Genomic DNA, 19,154 nt, shown 5'->3' with positions numbered 1-19,154 from the left:
GTATAAGGGACAGATTACCCAATGTATTTTCTTCAAAGAGGAAATTATCTGTAAATTCCATATCTAATTATGGATAAATATATTATAATAATGGTAAATAGTATTTTAGGAGGGATATTTTGGGTAAATTTAAAAAGTTAGGTATTATTTTAACAACTACTGCATTTTCTGTTGGTATTCTAGCACCCGTTTCACAAGCTTCTGCAAATGTGAAAGAACCTTCAGAGCGTATTGCAATACAGTTGGCTGCCTCAGAGACAAAAGTGACAAAAGGTATGCTAATTAACAAATTACGTGCACTATTCCCTGAAGAGTTCAAATTTGTAGCTGACAATGAGTTTAATTCTGGAGGCGGTCATTTCTTTAGAGATGATACAACGGTCCGTTATGATTTAAACTTCCATAAAACTGTAAATGGTAAAGATGTATATGGTGGTTTTACATTTAAAGGTGAAGATTTGGAGTTAGAAAATTTCTATTATCAGCCAGCTAATATCGCTGAAGCAGTATATCCCGCAAAATATTCAGAGACTGAAGCAAAAAAAATTGCAGATGACTTCCTAAGAAAATTTGCGAAAATAGAGAACTATAAACTCCGTGAAGATGGCTTCGGTTATTACAATGACATTAATCGTCCATTATCACAACCAATTACCTACTCATTTGTTTATTCACCAACATATAATGGAGTGCTTATTGGCGATCAAAGTATCACTATTGATGTTCTTGCTAATGGTCAAATAACAGGAATGTATCGTAATACAGAATCTTTAAGTAAAGCAACCTTTGATAGCTCAAGCCAGAAAAAAAATGAGGAAGAAATTGTAGCACAAGTACGGGATAACTTAGCAGTTGAACTTCGTTATTACGTTGACTATTTTAGCGATCAACGTAATGTGAAGCTTGTCTATATGCCAGCAACAGGATTTAATGGTGTACATGCTTTAACAGGTCAATGGCAAACAACGAATGGCTTCTCTACACAAGTTCCAAAGACGAAAAGCGTTGAGAAAATATCCTCACAGCAATTACCACCAAGAAAAAGCGGTATGACAGTAGCAGAGGTTGAGGAATTCGCTAAAAATTTATTAAAAGTTGATGAAGACAAGGCAAAGCTCACGATTGATATGGTTGACGAAAGAGAAAATGACAATGGTGAAACGGTTTATACAGTAAATTACATGTATATGTACAATAATGGCGGGTCTGGTACCTCTTTCGAAATTAATAAGGCAACAGGCGATATCGTGCAGTATCACGATATTATGAGAGATTTTATCAACACTGACAAAACAACTACCCTCTCTAAGGATGCGGCATTAGCAAAGGCGATTGAATACTTAAAGCAATGGGCTCCATCCTATTTACATGAGTATTCGATGCCAATTGATGATCCTGTATATGATGATTATAGTAAAGATTATTACTTCTCCTTCCCACGCATCGTAAACGGGATTGCAGTTGTTGGAGATGAAATAAACGTAGGTATTGGATCTGATGGGTCATTACGTTCATTGAATGTTAATAAGCAAAAGATTAATAACTGGCCTTCTCTTAGTCAGGTAATCTCTGCTGATAAAGCAAAAGAAGCATATAGTAAGGCCCTTACATTACAACTACAATATATAAAACAAGATACTGAAGGTAAACAACATTATGATCTAGTCTATGCTCCAACTTACAACGGTAGCTTAGTTAATCAGATTGATGCAATTACTGGTGAATGGTTGTATGAGGTAGATGACTCAAAAGAAAAACCATCTATTTCACACCCAACAGCAGCCAATGAATTAAACTATCTTTTACATCAAAATGTATTAGAGGTAAAAGATATAGCAAACTTTAATGCTGATGCTGCTGTGACAAAGGGAGAAGCATTAAAGATTCTACTAAAATCTTTAACATATGGCCATTTTGGTAGTGGCGATGGTGAAAAGCAAACCTTCAGCAATATCGATAAAAACCATCCATTATATGGAGTGGTTGAACAAGCTGTAAGAATGGGAATTTTACAACCAGCAAACCAATTCGCTTTGGATGAAGCATTAAATCGTCAAGAGCTAGCGGTATGGGCTGTTAAAGCAATGCAATTGGAGAATGTTGCAAAGTATAAGGATATTTACAAATTAAACTTTGCGGATTCAGCATCTATTGATCCAGCGTATACAGGCTATATAGCAATAGCAAATGGGATGGGTCTGATTGATACACAGCAAAATAACTTTAATGCTAGCAAGAGTGTGTCATATGCCGATTTGGCTGTGTCAACAGTTCGTTTAGCAAAAGCTATTCAAGAAAATAAAGTGGATCGTAACTTCTATTATTAAGTCGCATTCCATGAAAAGGGTATCTCCTTAATTGTAGGAGATGCCCTTTTTAGGTTAGTTTGTAGAAGAATGGGGAAATAATAAGTAAAGAAAGGAGTGAATAAATTGAAATTGAAATTTATTTTAGTGATTTCTTTAATGACTGTTATTCTTTACGGCTGTAATAAGGATGAGGTAAATGATGTGCCTGCAAACGCTCCAGCAGATCAGAATGCTACTCAACAGACTGGTGAGACGCCCACTGACCAAGTGACATTTAATTTTATAGAGTTTTCATTAGATGTTGATTACTCTGCAACGGAGTCTTATGAGGTAGAATATGAAGATAAAAAAACAGGAATAGAAGCAAAATTAGAGGATGATCGAAAAAATGAAAAACTGCAGGGCGATGAAGCTTATACTAAATTAGAGCCGTTATTTAAGCAGTTGAATTTTGATTCTACTACACCTAATGACGAAGTGATTGATCAAGTAATCAAAGTATTCAATATTGAAGATAACTATCAATCCATTGAAGTGGATGTCGAATTTGTAGACGGCAATGAAAAGGAATTTAAACGGATTAAATAATAAAAATATGCCAGCTAGCTGATTTAATCAGTTAGCTGGCTTTTCATTCATTTACATTCTCGTACCCAATGTCGATGTTTAGCAAGGGCATGAACAAAAGACTTTGGATCGTTTGCAACCCCATGTTTATTGGCTATATGCTGTGAAAATAAAACATTTTCCGTATAACCTATTGTTTTACAGTGCTGATAGGCTTGTTCAATAAACTGTTCTGCTTTAGCTTGTTCATAGGAATTTTGAAAGGCTCCTGTAACATAAACCCCATCATAAAGAACTGAGGAGGTAGTAGCAAATGTTTCGTGAATTTCATAGCCGCTTACTATGCCTTGTTTATTACTTACTAGTTCAACTACGATATCTTCACTTAAAAATGTAGCAATAAGTTCATTTAATTTTTCACTACTATTTTCTGTAACAATTACAGCTACTTTATTAGATTTGACACTTTCCTTTGCATTGATTACTTGGCTAACAGCAGGAGAAATTTGTTGAATATGTGGTACTTCCACTTCTACAGGTGGAACTATACCAATTCGTTCAGCGATAGATGAAGCAAGTGAGTAACTGACATTAGCATACATGTCTACAACTTGTTTTCGAATCGCTTTATTTTTTACTTTGCCAAGTTCAAAGCTAAAGGCATCGATAATATGCTTTTTCTCAATATCAGTCATACTAAGCCAGAATAATCTTGCCTGAGAAAAATGGTCTTTAAAGCTCTCACTACGTGCACGTACTTTATGCCCTTCAACTTTTTCTTCATAATGCTTATATCCACCATCTGCTTCAGAAACAGGATGTGGTGTATTATTGGCTAAGGAATTTTTATGGTAGCTAACTTGTCCCACATTAATGGTTTGTCGGCCATAGCCATCTCGTTGGTTATTATGAAATGGACAGATTGGTTTATTAATAGGAAGCTCATGGAAATTAGGACCTCCCAGTCGTATTAACTGTGTATCGGTGTAGGAGAATAAACGACCTTGTAATAAAGGATCATTTGAAAAATCAATGCCAGGTACAACATGACCGACATGGAATGCGGCTTGTTCTGTTTCTGCAAAAAAATTATCCACATTTTTATTCAAGGTCATTTTCCCAAGGATGCGTACTGGAATTTCTTCTTCAGGCCATATTTTCGTGGCATCAAGAATATCGAAGCTAAATTTGAATTCATCTTCAACGGGAATAAGTTGCACACCAAGCTCCCACTCTGGGAAATACCCACGTTCAATCGATTCCCATAAATCTCTGCGATGAAAATCGGGGTCTTTTCCAGCTATGATTTGTGCTTCATCCCATACTAATGATTTTACCCCAAGTACAGGTTTCCAATGAAATTTAACAAAGTGGGCTTTTCCTTCGGCATTGATAAAGCGATAAGTATTAACACCAAAGCCCTCCATCATTCGATAGCTTCGTGGAATCGATCTATCTGACATATGCCACATAACCATATGAGCAGACTCCTGATTATTTGCAATGAAATCCCAAAATGTATCATGGGCACTTTGTGCTTGTGGAATTTCGTTATTTGGTTCGGGCTTTACAGCGTGTACAAAATCGGGGAATTTAATAGCATCTTGAATAAAAAATACTGGTATGTTATTTCCAACTAAATCATAATTGCCCTCTTGTGTATAAAACTTAGTAGCAAAACCGCGTGCATCACGAACAGTATCTGCAGAGCCTTTAGATCCAGCAACGGTAGAGAAGCGGACAAAAACAGGGGTTTTAGTTCCTTTTCCATTTAAAAATTGTGCCTTTGTAATATCACTTGCGCATTCATATGTTTCAAAAATTCCATGAGCGGCTGAGCCACGTGCGTGTACTACTCGTTCAGGAATTCGTTCATGGTCAAAGTGAGTCATTTTTTCACGGAAATGAAAATCCTCTAGTAAAGTGGGTCCTAGCTCACCTGCTTTTAGTGAATGCTCATCTTCCGATATTTTTAATCCTTGATTGGTTGTGAGAGGTTGATCTTTATCACTTACTCGGAATGCTTCTAGCTGTTGTTGTTTTTGATTGACATCTTTTTTCATTTAGAATCCTCCTTTATAAGTTACAACTACCTTCTACCCCAACGAAAAGATGGCAAACATGAAGAAACAAATTGTTTGCTGTTCAAAAATGTATATGTTATTATTATCTCGAATTAAAGATAATTAAATTCGAAGTAAAAAGAGGGAGTCGTATGAAGCAAAACAATCGTAACTTAAAAGCATTTACGGTCTTGTTCCGAGCATATCAAACGATTCAAGATGCAACTAAAAGAGATTTACTTCAATTCGATTTAAATCAAACTGAATTTTCGGTTCTTGAATTTTTATATCATCATGGAGAACAACCAGTTCAAATGATTGGTAAAAAAATATTAATTGCAAGCAGTAGTATTACCTATGTGATAGATAAGCTCGAGCAAAAGGGCTATGTGTACCGTAAGGCATGTCCAAGAGATCGCCGTGTTACGTATGTATTACTAACGCTTGAGGGGCAGGTTTTGATGGAGGAAATATTCCCTAAGCATGAACAGAAAATAAATGAGATATTTGAAGTATTGGAAGCTCAGGAGCTGGACAACATGATTTTATCACTTAAAAAAGTTGGCAAGAACGCCAATAACCAATAAAAAATTTTAAATATATATCTCGATATCGAGATATATAGGAGGAGCATACTATGAATCATTTAAAAGGTGTACACCATGTAACGGCTATCACAAGTAGTGCTGAAGAAAATTATAAATTCTTTACCTATGTTTTAGGAATGCGCTTAATAAAGAAAACAGTGAATCAGGATGATATTCAAACATACCATTTATTCTTTGCAGATGATAAGGGTAGTGCAGGTACAGATATGACGTTCTTCGATTTCCCTAATATCCCAAAAGGTGTACATGGTACAAATGAAATTTCAAAGACTTCTTTCCGTGTACCAACGGATGCTGCTTTAGATTATTGGATAAAGCGCTTTGACCGTTTAAATGTGAAGCATACAGGTATGAAAGAACAGTTTGGTAAGAGAACACTATCTTTCGTAGATTTTGATGATCAGCACTATCAGTTAATTTCCGATGAGCACAATACAGGTGTGGCAGCAGGTACGCCTTGGCAAAATGGCCCCATCCCACTTGAGTATGCCATTACAGGTTTAGGACCAGTTTTTGTCCGTGTCGCTAATTTTAAATACTTTAAGGATGTGTTAGAAAATGTATTGCTCTTTACAGAGATTGCAGAAGAAGGAGACTTCCATTTATTTGAAGTAGATGAGGGAGGAAATGGCGCCCAGATTATTGTCGAGCACAACACAGTGTTACCTGTAGCTCGTCAAGGTTTTGGTACTGTTCACCATGCTGCCTTTCGTGTAGAGGATCGTGCGGTATTAGATGAATGGACTGCACGTTTGGAAAGTTTTGGTTTCCACACTTCTGGCTATGTAAATCGTCATTTCTTTGAATCATTGTATGCACGAGTAGCTCCGCAGATTTTATTTGAATTGGCTACAGATGGTCCAGGATTTATGGGCGATGAGCCATATGAAACATTAGGAGAAAAACTGTCATTACCACCGTTTTTAGAACCAAAACGTGAACAGATTGAAAGTCTTGTTCGTCCGATTGACACTGTAAGAAGTTCCATTATGTTCGATAAAGAATATGAGTAACACAATTTCATCCAGCTGGGAAAGATAAGCCCCACTGGATGTATACATAACTGTATTGGGGGATAAAAAAATGGAATTTTCCAAGCTGATTGATAAGCGTCGCTCTGCTAATAATTTTATCAAGGACGTTAAGATGACTGAAGAAGATATACGTCCTATTTTGGAGGATGTTAAGCTTGCCCCTTCAGCATTTAACTTACAGCATGCTAATTATATTGTTGTGCTGGATGAGGATATGAAAGAAAAGGTGAGAGAGGCAGCATATGGTCAATATAAAGTGCATTCAGCTTCAGGTGTAATTCTTGTACTAGGTGACAAGGAAGCATATAAAAATACTGCTGAGCTAAGTCAAGGCATGGTGGATTTAGGTATAATTACAGCGGGCGAACTAGAGGATATTGTAGCAGAGAATACAAGATTTTATGAGGATGGCGGTGAAGGATTCATGAAAGATGAAGCCATTCGTAATGCTTCTTTGTCTGCTATGTTATTCATGCTAGCTGCGAAAAATCGTGGTTGGGACACTTGTCCAATGATTGGCTTTGATAATCAGAAAATGCGTGAGCTATTCAATGTGCCAGAAACACATGAAATAGCCTTAATGATTACTATTGGGAAAGAAAAAGAGAGCAGTCGTCGATTACGTGGATATCGTAAGCCAGTTGAAGAATTTGCCATTTATTATTGAAATGGTATAAAATACAATAGCTATACAAATACTATGAATAATGGACATTTAGGAGGAAACATCATGAAAGTAGTAGCAATCGTAGGTAGTATCCGTAAAGAATCTTATAATATGCAATTAGCTCAATTTATTCAAAAACGTTATACAGAAAAGTTAGACCTTGAAGTATTAAGCTTAAAGGACCTACCAATGTATAATCAAGATATTGAAAATGAGGCTCCACAAGCAGTTCTTGATTTTAAAGCAAAAGTAAAAGCTGCAGATGCTGTACTTTGGGTTACACCAGAATATAATGGTACAGTTCCAGGGGTTATGGTAAATGCTATTGATTGGCTATCTCGTGTAGATAAAGTAATGATTGGCAAGCCATCCATCATTATGGGTGCATCAATGGGGAACTTAGGTACTGTAAAAGCACAATTACATTTACGTGATATTTTATTCTCTCCAGGCATTAACTCACCATTACTTAGCGGCAATGACGTTTATATTGGTGCTGTTCACACTAAATTTGATGAAGAAGGCAATTTAACTGATGAAGGTACAGTGAAATTCCTTGACGTAGTCATTGATAATTTCTTAAGCTGGGCAAAAAAATACGTTTAATTAAAATCTAACCCATAAGTATACAATATACTTATGGGCATTTTTTGTTTGGAAAGATGCTACTTCTGCATGAAATCTTCACACTTTCAGGATATACTTTTAAGAAATTCTAAAATGGTGGTTACGGATGAGAAAATTATCATTAAAGCTTGGCATTATCTTTTTCATCACATTGTTTTGTATTGAAACCTTTATGATGTTTTTTTTGCATGTTTCCCTGACGAATTCTAGAGTGGAAGAGGAACTAGAGCGTTTACAAGCGAGAGGAAATTCACATCGTACTATATTAGAACAGAACTTCAATAATGAAACACTAGCACATGTCGTTCTTATGGAATCAGAAGCAAGTACAGATGTCGTGGTGACTGACCATTTCGGAACAATCCTTGCATCCTCACAACCACATCAAGAAATGAGTGATCTGATTCGTGAGATAGAGGGGGAAATACCTTATGAAGGAAGGGTTTTACAAGACAATTGGCAAGAAGTTAAAGCTATTGCGACCATAAGCCCTATTCAAAATCAGCAAGGAACGATTGGCTATGTATTTATGTTTCAAAATACCGATTCCATCCATGCATTAATGAAACGGCTCAATAAGCATTTTCTCATCGTGGGTATTGTATCTGGTCTTGTCAGTATTGCAGTCATTGTTGTTCTATCTCGCAAGTTGGCTAAACCACTTATTCAAATGAAAGAGGCTACATTGAAAATGAGTAAGGGTGATTTTACAGTCGCTCTTTCAACGAATGGAAAAGACGAGCTTGGGGATTTATCAAATGCTATCCAGCTTTTATCCAATGATTTAAATCATCTAAGGCAAGAGCGTAAGGAGTTTTTATCGAGTATTGCACATGAGCTTCGTACACCGCTAACTTTTATTAAAGGCTATACAGACATTCTTGCTAAACGGGATTTAACAGGGCAAGATCGTCAAAAGTATTTAGCTATTATAATAGAAGAAACAAATAGACTTTCTAGATTAATTAAAGATTTATTTGATTTAGCGAAAATGGATGAAAACTCATTTGTAATTGAAAAACATTGCTTACATTTAGAGCCGTTTTTCACAAGCATTGAAGAAAAATTAAGTCCCGCTTTTCAAGATAAAAGTATCTATTTGGTTGTCCGTTGTGATAATGGCTTAACACTATGTGCCGATGAAGCAAGACTTGAGCAAATCCTGATTAATCTATTAAATAATGCATTAATCTATTGTGCGCCAGGAGATATGACTACAGTCACTGTAAAAAAAGACAGTGGAATTTTAAGCATCACCGTTGAAGACACAGGGAAAGGAATTCCAAAGAAGGATTTACCATATATTTTTGATCGGTTTTATCGAGTGGAAAAATCACGTAGTCGTGCTTTAGGTGGATCTGGACTTGGGCTTGCTATTGTCAAGGAGCTTGTACAAGCACATGGGGGAGAAATAAAGGTTAGAAGTGAAATCAATAAAGGGACTACTTTTGAATTATCATTTAAAGGAGTAGAAACGAATGAAAACGATTTTATGCATTGATGATGAACCAAGAATGTTAGATTTATTAACCCTTTATTTGGAACCGCTATTTCTTTGTAGAGCAATGACTTCTATACAAGAGGCATTGGATTTTTTAGAAGAAGAACATGTGGATTTAGTTCTTTTGGATATTATGATGCCAGAGATGGATGGGTGGCAGGTTTGCCAGGAAATTAGGAAGTTTTGGGATGTTCCTATCATTATGCTTACTGCAAAAGGAGAACACGCTGATATTGTAAAAGGTTTAAACCTTGGTGCTGATGACTACATTTTAAAGCCTTTTGATGAGGAAGAGTTGTTAGCACGCATACATGCTGTATTAAGAAGAACGATATCTGTAGAAAAAGTGATTAACTTTGAAGGGCTTTGTCTAGATCGAGAGTCCTTTGAAGTATATTTTCAACATAAGGCAATTCCATTAACACCAAAGGAATTTGCCATGCTCGCCCTATTTTTAGATTATCAAAATAGAGCATTTTCTAGAGAACACCTTATACATGCCGTTTGGGGATATGATGTAACGATTGAAGATCGTACCATTGATTCACATGTACGTAATTTACGAGAAAAATTAAGAAAAAGTGGTTTTCCTGCGGATGATTACTTGCAAACCGTTTGGGGCATCGGCTATAAATGGCATAAGTCTGCAAATAGAAAGCGAATGGAACATAAAAGCTAGAAATAACCTCTACCAGAATTGAAGGTAGAGGTTATTTCTATTATTTTGGACTAAGCTCTTCTTCTGTTACCCATTTATGATTTGTTACAGCTTCACCACTTGTAGTGGAAGTATAATCGACCATGTATACAGTTGTTTGCACAGCCTCGTCAATAAGGACAGTCGCATTTTCCATACCTTCCATATGTGTTGCGTCCGTTTTTACTTCTGTTCCAGGAGCCAGTGGTGCTTCTTGTGGGTCAATTAATTCTTCATGAATCACCCACTTATGCTTTTCTATTCGCTTTCCACCAGATGTAGGCTCATAGGAAATAACATAGGCAGTTGTATTATAGGCACCTACTATTGTTGCTTCTGCCCCTTTCATACCTTCCATATGTCCATCTGTAATAATGGCTGTGCTCCCTACAGGAAATTTCGGGTATTCAGCTTTTTTTAATGTTACTGGTACATCGCCAGAACTTGAATGGTTCATTGTAGAATGATCCATTTTTTCAGAAGTTTCATTAGAAGTGGACGCTGGTTCTGTTTGATCCTCTGTACAAGCCGATAAACTAATTAGAGCGACTACTGATAATAGTCCGACTGACCATCTTTTATTGAATTTCATATGATATCCTCCTCACTATGTGCTCCTAATGTAGCAAATAAATGTGCAGAAACGATGGATATGACCCTATGAAAAACATTTCTTTAGTCTGGCACAATTAGGTGGGGAGATATGCTATTGAATGGGCATGATCTTCAATGTTTTTTGTAATCTATGGGCGAAGATACCAGCAAAAATAGCTAAAATAATATCTTTTGGTAGTGGAGGAATCATCCAAAGCCAAGCGAGCTTATATGAAAAATTCTCTGGCGCACTTGCCCAAAGCTTATAGGCAAAAAACATCCAATTTGTTCCTATCAAATAATTTATAGCCGTTGCTACCAAAGCAGCTACGATAAAACTTTTCTTTGTCCCGCTTCGTTCCACGATCAACCCTGCAACAAATGCCGCTAATATAAATGTAATAATAAACCCAAAGGTAGGGCTTAAAATTTGGCCAATTCCACCACCGAAACGAGCAAAGACAGGAGCTCCCGCCAATCCTACGCACATATAAATTGTACAGGCGAGCGCACCTTTTCTACTACCAAGAATAAGCCCTGCTAAAGTTGCAAAGAAGGTTTGAAGCGTAATGGGTACACCACCAACTACCATAAAGGGTGCAAAGGAAGTGATATTAGCACCTACCATCATTAGCGTTGAAAACAATCCAATGTAGGTAATGTCAATAGTTCTTAACTTATGGTGACTATGTTGTGTAACAGTTGCCATGAATTTCACCTCGTTTTATAAGTTATTACTGCTAGTGTAAAAAACGAATGCTATTGTGTCAACCTTATTATTATTAATAGTTAACTCAAATATTGGGTTAAATAGAAGTAGACTATCTATCTATAAAAATGTATGATAGAACCGTCACAATTTTATAACTTCAAATACTATTGGTGTGACATTTTTGAATGTCACTTAAAAGGGAAGTCGGTGGAAGTCCGACGCTGTCCCGCAACTGTAACGAGGAATCCTATAATATGATTTGCCACTGTTTAAGAATGGGAAGGCAATTATAGGATAGTGAATCGAAGCCAGGAGACCTGCCATTTAGTAATACCTGTAATGCCCACGAGGATGCAAGCAATTACGGACAATAGCTGGATATTTTTCTGACTTTGTTTAATCTAGGGTATTTCTATGCGCATTTTCGCATGGGATACCTTTTTTTATTGCTTCATTCATCAATATTCAGTAGGAGTTTAAAACAGATGAATAAAAAATTTATGTTATTTTCCTTCGTACTTTTCATGGTATTAATTGTTTCAATGACCTTTGCTGTAATGGTTGGCTCAGTTTCAGTTACACCGTTATATGTATGGAAAGTTATTCTTTCTAAAATTCCTTTTATACAAACTTCGATCGAGCAAGATTGGAGTCGCTCTCAGGAAATCATCATCTGGCAAATAAGAGCACCTCGTGTTTTGCTAGCTGCTATAGTAGGAGCGGGGTTAGCCATTGCAGGGGCAGCCATTCAGGCACTTGTACGTAATTCTATTGCAGACCCGTATATTCTAGGGATTTCTTCAGGGGCAGCTGTAGGAGCTACTTCTGTGATTATTTTAGGAGCGTTTTCATTTTTAGGTATTTACGCTCTTTCAGTATCCGCATTCCTTGGTTCATTACTTGCCATTACACTTGTTTTTTTCTTATCACGTGTTGGGGGACGTGTCTCTATTTTCCGCTTGCTATTGGCAGGCATGGCTGTGTCCTTTATCTTAACGGCTATCTCTAACTTTATTTTAATGATGTCAAAGCAAGAAGGGGCCTTAAAGGCTGTTATGTTTTGGATGCTAGGTAGTTTAGCTGGAGCCAAGTGGAATAGTATTGTGATTCCAGCCTTCGTATTCTTGGTTGTATTTGGGCTACTATGGCTACACTATCGCAATTTAAATTTATTATTACTAGGAGAAGAGGCGGCAGTGACATTAGGCGTTAATCTTCAGAAATTCCGTATTCAGTTAATACTATTAGTATCTCTATTAACTGGTGTGCTTGTCGCAGTTAGTGGTTCTATAGGATTTGTGGGATTGATTATTCCCCATATTGTGCGTTTAATTGTGGGCTCAAACTATAAATACGTCATACCTATTAGTGCTTTAATAGGTGGAATATTCTTAGTGTGGGCAGATGCCTTTGCTCGAATCATTATTGCTCCTCAGGAAATGCCAATTGGTATTATTACAGCTTTTTGTGGGGGACCATTTTTCATTTGGCTTCTCCGTCGTAACAACTATTCTTTCGGTGAAGGAGATTAACGTCCATGACATTAGAAGCGAAACAAGTATCATTCTCCATTTACGATCAGCGTATACTACATGATGTAAGCATTCAAATAAAAGAAAAGCAATTTGTTGGATTAATTGGTCCTAATGGGAGCGGAAAATCAACATTGTTAAAAAATATGTATCGTCTCCTAAAACCTGAAAGCGGAACGGTAGTATTAAATGAGCATGATATATTAAAGCAATCAAGTAAATCAATTGCGAAAAATTTGGCTGTTGTAAGCCAAGAGACACCCGTATTATTTGATTTCACTGTGCATGATTTAGTCAGTATGGGAAGAACACCACATAAAAAGCTGTTAGAGCTTGATCAAGAGAAAGATTTTCAAATTGTTAAAGAGGCTCTTAGGCAAACGGGCATATCACATTTAGAGAAACGAAGCTTTAGTTCGCTTTCTGGTGGCGAGAAAAAGCGTGTCATGGTTGCAAGGGCACTCGCTCAACAAGCACAGGTATTAATATTGGATGAGCCGACGAATCATTTAGATATTCATCATCAACTTCAACTTATGGATTTAATTCAGACCTTGCATTTAACCGTAGTAGCAGCTTTACATGATTTGAATATCGCTGCTATGTATTGCGATCAAATTTACGTTTTACAGCAAGGGCGAATAGTTTGCCATGGTACACCAGAGGAAGTACTTACCCCAACAGTGCTACAAGATGTATTCGGTGTTTTTGCGGATATTCAAATACATCCACTGACAGGGAAGCCGTATCTTACATATGTTCCTGAACAGTTCACGAAGAGGTTTAGCCAAATATAGAAAGCGAGATCTTCTATTAGATACATAAAACATCCTTTAAGGAGTGACTGTATGCAAATAGCCTTTACGAAAATGCATGGTATTGGCAACAGCGATATCTATCTTGATCTTTTCCAACATGATTACAAGGAAGATATCTTTTGTGAATTGGCTCAAAAAATGGCCAATGTCCATACTGGTATTGGCTCGGATGGATTGATTATTATCCAACCATGCCGTATTAAATAAAATGAATACAGGACGCTTCCGATTTAAGAGTGGCGTCCTGTATTGCAGAGCCATTAAGATACTGCTTTTAAGCCTGCTACACCTATGATAATTGCTATGATACTGATAATACGTGATAGATTTTTAGATTCACCAAAGAAAATGATATTTACGAGTACAGCTCCAACAGTACCAATTCCTACCCAAACAACATAGGCAATACTTAACTGCAAATAGTTGAAGGATGCATATAAAAGGGCAAAGGACACACCAAAACCACCAATATATAAAATTAAGTTTCGTAATGTTTTCTGCTGACTATAGAAGCGTAAGCCAATCACACCTATAATTTCAGACAAAGCAGCTAAGATAATAAGTACCCAACCCATTATACATTCTCTCCTTTCGTTTGCACCTGCACTTTAGAGGAATTATCCGCTAATTTTAGACCAATCACACCTAATATTAAAATAATCATGAACAGTCCTTTAATGGCATTAAATTCTCCTTCGAAAATGAAAATATCCATTAATGTAGTACCGATTGCACCTGCTCCGGCGAAAATAGCGTAGACTGTACCAGTAGGTAAGCTCTCGCAAGCCTTCGATAAGAAATGAAAATCTATAGCAATGATTGTCACAATAATTATCCAATGCCACCATGAGCTTGCTACGTTAAAGCCAAATACCCAAAGCAATTCAAATAAACTTGTTAAAACGACGTACATCCATTCTTTTTTCATAAGTAAAATCCTTTCTATTAGGTAATGCAATGACTGACGTTCAGTCATTTTTGAAGTAAAAAAGAACGTCACTTTTATGGGTGACGTAGGCCAAGTGCGTGAGATAGGAAGTTTATAAGCTCAAGCTTGAGCAATTTCATTGTTTCATCCTTGCTATCGTCAAATAAATAAATTTGTTCAGCAGCAGATTCAATTAGACCAATCATCAGTTTAGCAGAACGTGTTGGGTCAATTGAATCACGTATCATTCCCTGTTGCTTGCCAGATAATAAGAAATGGCTCATCCATTCATAATAGGGTGCATATATATTTTCCCATTCTTTTAAATGCTCAGTTTGCGCAATACCTGCATAAATAAGTGCAACGATATCTCCATAATCTTTCGTGATTAAGAAAACCATTTCCACAACCTCTTCAAGTTGCTGTTCAAAGGGCTTATGACTTGAAATACCTTCATCTAAGGTAGCAATAATTCTTTCTACCATATTTTTTGCAATAGCTGGCATCACAGAAAGGCGTGATGGGAAATAAAGATAAAATGTTCCTTGAGCGATCCCAGCAGCTTTAACGATATCTGAAACCTTTGTTTTTTCTATTCCTTTTTCTCGAAAAACCTCAATGGCAGCTTGAATAATTTTTTCTTCTTTTGACATGAAATCCCTCACTTTTGCCATACTTAATTATTATGTTATAGAATAAGAAAAATAATGTCAATAAAAATGACTGATAATCAGTCATTTTTTTATCCGTGTTCGTTTGTAATTCCACAATTATGCGAAGAAGTATATTTTCTATATTTCGGGGAATTGTATAATTGAAAGGATTGATGGCCATGACAGAAATTAAGTTTGCACAATTAGACCCGCAGCAACTAGAAAAAATCAATGAGCTTGAAGAAAAGATTGGTGTAACATTAGTTGCCTATGATGCTTCCTCCAAACCATCACACGGTTCTGGCGCTTTTGAGTCAAATAATAGCACTACTACAAATCATCCATCATAATGAAGAGAAATGCCTTGCAGTAATGTAAGGTATTTTCGTTTTATAGATGTACTAAAAGGAGTGTTTGAATTGAATGAATTCTATGCTGATTTACATATTCATATTGGACGTACTTCTAGTGGAAGGGCAGTGAAAATTACTGGCAGTAAAACGTTAACATTAGCACGAATTTTAGAGACGTCTAGTGCAAGAAAGGGATTAGACATCATTGGGGTCATTGACTGTCACTCACCAGAAGTAATCGAAGAAATGGTGAGGATGATTGAACACGGAGAACTGCAAGAACTAAAAGAAGGTGGTCTACGTTTTCAAGAAACAACTTTGATTCCAGGATCGGAAATTGAAATTTATGATCAACATTGTCAGGGTCCTATTCATGTGCTTGCTTACTTTCCTACACTAGAGCTCATGAAGCAGTTCTCAGAATGGATGTCACAACATATGAAGAATATCCATTTAAGTTCACAACGTATTTATTGTGATGGCAAGACCTTGCAGCAAAAGGTGCATGAATTGGGAGGTATTTTTATTCCTGCACATGTATTTACACCATTTAAAAGCTTGTTTGGCAAAGGGGTTCGTCGAAGTTTAACTGAAGTCTTTGATCCGCAGCTTATTGATGGCATTGAATTAGGTTTAAGTTCTGATACAAATATGGTACGTCATATTAAAGAATTACAAGCATATACATTCGTTAGCAATTCCGATGCACATTCGCTTGGAAAATTAGCGCGAGAATATCAAAAGTTACGATTAGCAGAAGCGAATTTTACAGAATTAAAAATGGCTCTGCATGAGCAACAGGGACGAGCGGTAATAGCCAATTATGGCCTGAATCCTTTGCTTGGCAAATATCATCAAACAGTTTGTGCAAAATGTAGTCAACAGCTAAGTAAAGAAGCTACCATTTGTACAGAATGTGGGAGTACTCAAATTATAAAGGGAGTAGCTACCCGTATACAGGAGCTATCAGAAGACTTTCCCAATAAACGAAATAGACCACCTTACATTCATCAGATACCACTTGATTTCATTCCAGGTATTGGTCCTAAAATGATGGAACGTTTAATCGGAGCATTTGGTACAGAAATGAATATTTTGCATCGTGTAACAATCGACCAGCTTGAACAAATTGTGCCACATAAACTAGCCCAATTAATCGATTTAGCGAGAACAGGCCAATTAGCCATTAAAGTTGGTGGTGGTGGGATTTATGGAAAGATACAGGTTGATTAGATAAAAAATGAAATGTTTTAAAAAGATTGTTGTAATTTAACCTATTTTTATCGCTCCTCTAGTAAAATAGTGAAAACAACGACTATTTTATAAGTAGAGGAGAGAGTAAATGAGATTATCAAAGAAATTTCGTTTTTTAGCTTCAAGTATATTGGCTTTGCAATTAGCTTTACCTGTAGCAGCTAGTGCAGAAGAAGGACAGGGTGACCGTATAGCACCAAGTTGGATTGTACAAACCGATTATGTGGCACTTGGTGATTCATTAGCACATGGGATGAATGAAGTAGGTGTAATTGGATTAGGCTATACCGATTTTATTGCACAGGCATTACAGCAAGACGGCTTCCTTACTTCCTTTAATAAGGGCTTTGCTATGTCAGGCTACACAACTAAAAATGTTTTAGCTGATCTACAAAATGATGTTGCAAAAACAGTGACTGGTTTTGGCTATACAGAGGAACAGGCAAAGTTACGAGCTTCTATTAAGGAAGCTGAAATCATCACATTAACAGCTGGGGCAAATGATCTATTGCCAATATTAAAAGAATCTCAAACAACGGGAATTGACACTGTGGCTATCATAAAAGCTACTAAAGAAGCTGTATCGAACATTGCTACTATTCTTTCTGAAATCAAAAAAATTAATCCACAAGCTGAAGTATATGTAATGGGCTATTATAATTCCTTCCCATACTATAGTGCGAACTTACAAAAACAATTTAATCTGTTATTAGCTACTTTGAATTCAACAATCAAAACAACTACTGAAAAAGCGGGCGCTATTTTTGTTCCTACATATGATGTTGTTGCAAAGGATGTTGCCAACTATCTACCAAACCCTGAAAATATTCATTTAAGTGAAGCTGGTTATTTAGCGATAGCAAATGAAGCATTTTTACCCATTATTAAAACAAGCTCTTTATGGGATGTCACGCAGGCTATCGGAGTAGAGGTAAAAGATCGTACAACTGTTAAGGTTAGCTGGCAAGAAGCGACAGATAATGTAGGCGTAGCAAATTACCTTGTCTATGTGAATGGAAAATTAACTTCAACTTTAAATGCTGACACTACTACAATTACGCTCAAAGATTTAATAGAAAATACAACCTACAATGTATCTATCAAAGCCATTGATGGTGCTGGTAATGAAAGTGTTCAAAATCCTACAGTAACTTTCACTACGAAAGGAACCGTTAGCTTTACAGATACACAGAATCACTGGGCAAAAGAGTATATTCAAAAAGCCGCAAATACAGGTATAATGAATGGCTATACAGATGGGACATTTAGACCTGAGAGTAGTGTAACACGTGCCCAAGCTGCAGCCATTCTTGTAAGAAGTCTTGGCTTAACTACTGAAGAAAAAGCACCATTTACTGATATCGCAAATTATGATGCAGCAACACAGGCAGAAATTGCGGCAGCATATGTACATGGTCTTATTAAAGGAACAGATGGGAAATTTAAGCCTGGACACCCTGTGACACGTGCTCAATTAGCTTTAATGATTCATCGCGCCTATGAACAGCAATCTAATCAGCCGTATATTGCAAAAGGCAATGTGCCATTTGTGGATGTTGCTTCTTATAATGCAGAAACCAAACGTGCAATCACAATGCTGTATGAATTAGGAATCGTGACCGGGGATGGAGGGAATTTTTCACCTGAGGTTGTCACAACAAGAGGTCAAGCAGCTAAAATATTTACCAATCTTAGTCAGCTACTCATTCAATAATAATTAGAAGGTAGGGGGATTGTCTCCTCTACCTTTTGAGGTTTTCGTAAAAAACGAAGTATAGTCTAACTATGCTGCTGTATGTCCATTGATAAAGGAGAATGGGATGCTGTCATTTATATTATCTGCTAAAAGATTAGTAAAAGGTTTGTGGAGGTCCTTTAAACGTCCACAGTTCCTATCATTATTTACTACACTATTTTTAATCATTCTCTCAGGAACTCTATTCTACAAGGGGACAGAAGGGTGGTACTGGTTGGATGCCATGTATTTTGCTGTAGTGAGCTTAATTCCAACTGGAGTCGAAACAGGACTATATCCAACAACGGCTTATTCTAAAGTTTTTACAATGATTTATTTAATTGTTGGTACAGGAGTAATGTTTATCATGTTATTAATGCTGGGACGCTCTATCGTAGATTTTTCTCTTAATGAAGAAGAAAAAGAAGAGGTTAAAAAACGTTTGAAAAAGTAAAATAGCAGTACAATGAATTCCTTTGGACGATTCATTGTACTGCTATTT

Annotated in this window: 21 protein-coding genes and 1 riboswitch; of the genes, 15 read left to right on the top strand and 6 right to left on the bottom strand. The window is 36.6% G+C overall.

All coding sequences use genetic code 11. From position 1 onward, the window contains the following. Positions 1 to 119 precede the first annotated feature (119 nt). Both NP781_RS19765 and NP781_RS19760 read left to right on the top strand, forming a co-directional pair. Complete coding sequence (locus NP781_RS19765) at positions 120 to 2,327, top strand: YcdB/YcdC domain-containing protein (RefSeq protein ID WP_221683007.1); 2,208 nt, start codon at positions 120 to 122, stop codon at positions 2,325 to 2,327. A gap of 105 nt (positions 2,328 to 2,432) precedes the next feature. Beyond that, complete coding sequence (locus tag NP781_RS19760) at positions 2,433 to 2,897, top strand: YusW family protein (protein WP_221683006.1); 465 nt, start codon at positions 2,433 to 2,435, stop codon at positions 2,895 to 2,897. A 47-nt stretch (positions 2,898 to 2,944) separates the two neighbouring features. Here the strand turns inward: NP781_RS19760 and NP781_RS19755 are convergent, their stop codons facing one another. Then, positions 2,945 to 4,939 (bottom strand): catalase, encoded by a 1,995-nt coding sequence (locus NP781_RS19755; RefSeq protein WP_257520652.1) that lies wholly within the window; start codon positions 4,937 to 4,939, stop codon positions 2,945 to 2,947. A 152-nt stretch (positions 4,940 to 5,091) separates the two neighbouring features. Here NP781_RS19755 and NP781_RS19750 point away from each other — a divergent pair, with 152 nt between their 5' ends. The 6 genes from NP781_RS19750 to NP781_RS19725 all read left to right on the top strand — a co-directional run bounded on the left by NP781_RS19750 (position 5,092) and on the right by NP781_RS19725 (position 10,055). Continuing rightward, positions 5,092 to 5,526, top strand: a complete 435-nt coding sequence (locus NP781_RS19750; protein ID WP_257520651.1) for a MarR family winged helix-turn-helix transcriptional regulator — start codon at positions 5,092 to 5,094, stop codon at positions 5,524 to 5,526. Positions 5,527 to 5,576: 50 nt separating this feature from the next. Next, positions 5,577 to 6,560, top strand: a complete 984-nt coding sequence (locus tag NP781_RS19745; RefSeq protein ID WP_257520650.1) for a ring-cleaving dioxygenase — start codon at positions 5,577 to 5,579, stop codon at positions 6,558 to 6,560. A 70-nt stretch (positions 6,561 to 6,630) separates the two neighbouring features. Continuing rightward, a complete protein-coding gene (locus tag NP781_RS19740) occupies positions 6,631 to 7,248 on the top strand; it encodes a nitroreductase family protein (protein ID WP_221683002.1) in 618 nt (205 codons plus the stop codon). A 63-nt stretch (positions 7,249 to 7,311) separates the two neighbouring features. After that, entirely contained in the window at positions 7,312 to 7,854 is a 543-nt protein-coding gene (locus NP781_RS19735) for an NADPH-dependent FMN reductase (protein ID WP_048394950.1), read from the top strand. 127 nt (positions 7,855 to 7,981) lie between these two features. After that, complete coding sequence (locus NP781_RS19730; RefSeq protein WP_257520649.1) at positions 7,982 to 9,376, top strand: sensor histidine kinase; 1,395 nt, start codon at positions 7,982 to 7,984, stop codon at positions 9,374 to 9,376. Continuing rightward, entirely contained in the window at positions 9,354 to 10,055 is a 702-nt protein-coding gene (locus tag NP781_RS19725; RefSeq protein WP_221683000.1) for a response regulator transcription factor, read from the top strand. Before NP781_RS19730 ends, NP781_RS19725 begins: the two co-directional genes overlap by 23 nt. Before the next feature lie 40 nt (positions 10,056 to 10,095). Here NP781_RS19725 and NP781_RS19720 read toward each other — a convergent pair whose 3' ends face one another. Together NP781_RS19720 and NP781_RS19715 are read right to left on the bottom strand one after the other, a co-directional pair. Then, the gene (locus NP781_RS19720; protein WP_221682999.1) at positions 10,096 to 10,665 is read right to left on the bottom strand and encodes a YdhK family protein; all 570 of its coding nucleotides are present in this window, start codon (positions 10,663 to 10,665) and stop codon (positions 10,096 to 10,098) included. A 114-nt stretch (positions 10,666 to 10,779) separates the two neighbouring features. Further along, positions 10,780 to 11,376, bottom strand: coding sequence for a biotin transporter BioY (locus NP781_RS19715; RefSeq protein ID WP_221682998.1), 597 nt, complete (start codon positions 11,374 to 11,376; stop codon positions 10,780 to 10,782). 154 nt (positions 11,377 to 11,530) lie between these two features. Beyond that, positions 11,531 to 11,719: riboswitch (cobalamin riboswitch) on the top strand. A 145-nt stretch (positions 11,720 to 11,864) separates the two neighbouring features. On the opposite strand from NP781_RS19715, the gene NP781_RS19710 reads away from it, so the two are divergent. Genes NP781_RS19710 through NP781_RS19700 form a run of 3 tightly spaced genes read left to right on the top strand, consistent with a single transcriptional unit; the run spans position 11,865 to position 13,936 of the window. Continuing rightward, a complete protein-coding gene (locus tag NP781_RS19710) occupies positions 11,865 to 12,911 on the top strand; it encodes a FecCD family ABC transporter permease (RefSeq protein WP_257520648.1) in 1,047 nt (348 codons plus the stop codon). Positions 12,912 to 12,916: 5 nt separating this feature from the next. Continuing rightward, positions 12,917 to 13,708, top strand: a complete 792-nt coding sequence (locus NP781_RS19705) for a heme ABC transporter ATP-binding protein (RefSeq protein WP_257520647.1) — start codon at positions 12,917 to 12,919, stop codon at positions 13,706 to 13,708. 51 nt (positions 13,709 to 13,759) lie between these two features. After that, a complete protein-coding gene (locus NP781_RS19700) occupies positions 13,760 to 13,936 on the top strand; it encodes a hypothetical protein (RefSeq protein ID WP_255601717.1) in 177 nt (58 codons plus the stop codon). 53 nt (positions 13,937 to 13,989) lie between these two features. On the opposite strand, the gene NP781_RS19695 is transcribed toward NP781_RS19700, so the two are convergent. The 3 genes from NP781_RS19695 to NP781_RS19685 all read right to left on the bottom strand — a co-directional run bounded on the left by NP781_RS19695 (position 13,990) and on the right by NP781_RS19685 (position 15,310). Continuing rightward, positions 13,990 to 14,304, bottom strand: a complete 315-nt coding sequence (locus NP781_RS19695) for a DMT family transporter (RefSeq protein ID WP_221682995.1) — start codon at positions 14,302 to 14,304, stop codon at positions 13,990 to 13,992. After that, positions 14,304 to 14,657 carry a DMT family transporter gene (locus NP781_RS19690; protein WP_004224419.1) on the bottom strand — a complete coding sequence of 118 codons (354 nt, stop codon included), beginning with the start codon at positions 14,655 to 14,657 and terminating at the stop codon, positions 14,304 to 14,306. The genes NP781_RS19695 and NP781_RS19690 overlap by 1 nt, the downstream gene beginning before the upstream one ends. Positions 14,658 to 14,731: 74 nt before the next feature. Beyond that, positions 14,732 to 15,310: a TetR/AcrR family transcriptional regulator gene (locus NP781_RS19685; RefSeq protein ID WP_257520645.1), complete on the bottom strand. Its 579-nt coding sequence runs from the start codon at positions 15,308 to 15,310 to the stop codon at positions 14,732 to 14,734. A gap of 179 nt (positions 15,311 to 15,489) precedes the next feature. Here NP781_RS19685 and NP781_RS19680 point away from each other — a divergent pair, with 179 nt between their 5' ends. The 4 genes from NP781_RS19680 (at position 15,490) to NP781_RS19665 (ending at position 19,106) form a co-directional block, all read left to right on the top strand. Further along, entirely contained in the window at positions 15,490 to 15,660 is a 171-nt protein-coding gene (locus NP781_RS19680; protein WP_257520644.1) for a hypothetical protein, read from the top strand. A 69-nt stretch (positions 15,661 to 15,729) separates the two neighbouring features. Continuing rightward, complete coding sequence (locus tag NP781_RS19675) at positions 15,730 to 16,896, top strand: endonuclease Q family protein (RefSeq protein ID WP_257520643.1); 1,167 nt, start codon at positions 15,730 to 15,732, stop codon at positions 16,894 to 16,896. 109 nt (positions 16,897 to 17,005) lie between these two features. Next, entirely contained in the window at positions 17,006 to 18,631 is a 1,626-nt protein-coding gene (locus NP781_RS19670; protein ID WP_221682990.1) for an S-layer homology domain-containing protein, read from the top strand. 106 nt (positions 18,632 to 18,737) lie between these two features. After that, positions 18,738 to 19,106: an ion channel gene (locus NP781_RS19665; RefSeq protein ID WP_221682989.1), complete on the top strand. Its 369-nt coding sequence runs from the start codon at positions 18,738 to 18,740 to the stop codon at positions 19,104 to 19,106. Positions 19,107 to 19,154 lie beyond the last annotated feature (48 nt).

The organism is Lysinibacillus sp. FN11 (assembly GCF_024628845.1).
GTDB lineage: Bacteria > Bacillota > Bacilli > Bacillales_A > Planococcaceae > Lysinibacillus > Lysinibacillus capsici.
Note: the sequence above shows the minus strand (reverse complement) of the source record. Positions and strands in the feature narration are given on the sequence as shown.

Excerpts from the sequence above, each read along its gene's own strand:
- NP781_RS19720 (WP_221682999.1), bottom strand. The coding sequence starts at position 10,665 with ATGAAATTCAATAAAAGATGGTCAGTCGGACTATTATCAGTAGTCGCT.
- NP781_RS19685 (WP_257520645.1), bottom strand. The coding sequence starts at position 15,310 with ATGTCAAAAGAAGAAAAAATTATTCAAGCTGCCATTGAGGTTTTTCGA.
- NP781_RS19700 (WP_255601717.1), top strand. The coding sequence starts at position 13,760 with ATGCAAATAGCCTTTACGAAAATGCATGGTATTGGCAACAGCGATATC.
- NP781_RS19715 (WP_221682998.1), bottom strand. The coding sequence starts at position 11,376 with ATGGCAACTGTTACACAACATAGTCACCATAAGTTAAGAACTATTGAC.
- NP781_RS19690 (WP_004224419.1), bottom strand. The coding sequence starts at position 14,657 with ATGAAAAAAGAATGGATGTACGTCGTTTTAACAAGTTTATTTGAATTG.
- NP781_RS19735 (WP_048394950.1), top strand. The coding sequence starts at position 7,312 with ATGAAAGTAGTAGCAATCGTAGGTAGTATCCGTAAAGAATCTTATAAT.
- NP781_RS19730 (WP_257520649.1), top strand. The coding sequence starts at position 7,982 with ATGAGAAAATTATCATTAAAGCTTGGCATTATCTTTTTCATCACATTG.
- NP781_RS19755 (WP_257520652.1), bottom strand. The coding sequence starts at position 4,939 with ATGAAAAAAGATGTCAATCAAAAACAACAACAGCTAGAAGCATTCCGA.
- NP781_RS19710 (WP_257520648.1), top strand. The coding sequence starts at position 11,865 with ATGAATAAAAAATTTATGTTATTTTCCTTCGTACTTTTCATGGTATTA.
- NP781_RS19750 (WP_257520651.1), top strand. The coding sequence starts at position 5,092 with ATGAAGCAAAACAATCGTAACTTAAAAGCATTTACGGTCTTGTTCCGA.
- NP781_RS19680 (WP_257520644.1), top strand. The coding sequence starts at position 15,490 with ATGACAGAAATTAAGTTTGCACAATTAGACCCGCAGCAACTAGAAAAA.
- NP781_RS19705 (WP_257520647.1), top strand. The coding sequence starts at position 12,917 with ATGACATTAGAAGCGAAACAAGTATCATTCTCCATTTACGATCAGCGT.
- NP781_RS19665 (WP_221682989.1), top strand. The coding sequence starts at position 18,738 with ATGCTGTCATTTATATTATCTGCTAAAAGATTAGTAAAAGGTTTGTGG.
- NP781_RS19745 (WP_257520650.1), top strand. The coding sequence starts at position 5,577 with ATGAATCATTTAAAAGGTGTACACCATGTAACGGCTATCACAAGTAGT.
- NP781_RS19695 (WP_221682995.1), bottom strand. The coding sequence starts at position 14,304 with ATGGGTTGGGTACTTATTATCTTAGCTGCTTTGTCTGAAATTATAGGT.
- NP781_RS19725 (WP_221683000.1), top strand. The coding sequence starts at position 9,354 with ATGAAAACGATTTTATGCATTGATGATGAACCAAGAATGTTAGATTTA.
- NP781_RS19670 (WP_221682990.1), top strand. The coding sequence starts at position 17,006 with ATGAGATTATCAAAGAAATTTCGTTTTTTAGCTTCAAGTATATTGGCT.
- NP781_RS19740 (WP_221683002.1), top strand. The coding sequence starts at position 6,631 with ATGGAATTTTCCAAGCTGATTGATAAGCGTCGCTCTGCTAATAATTTT.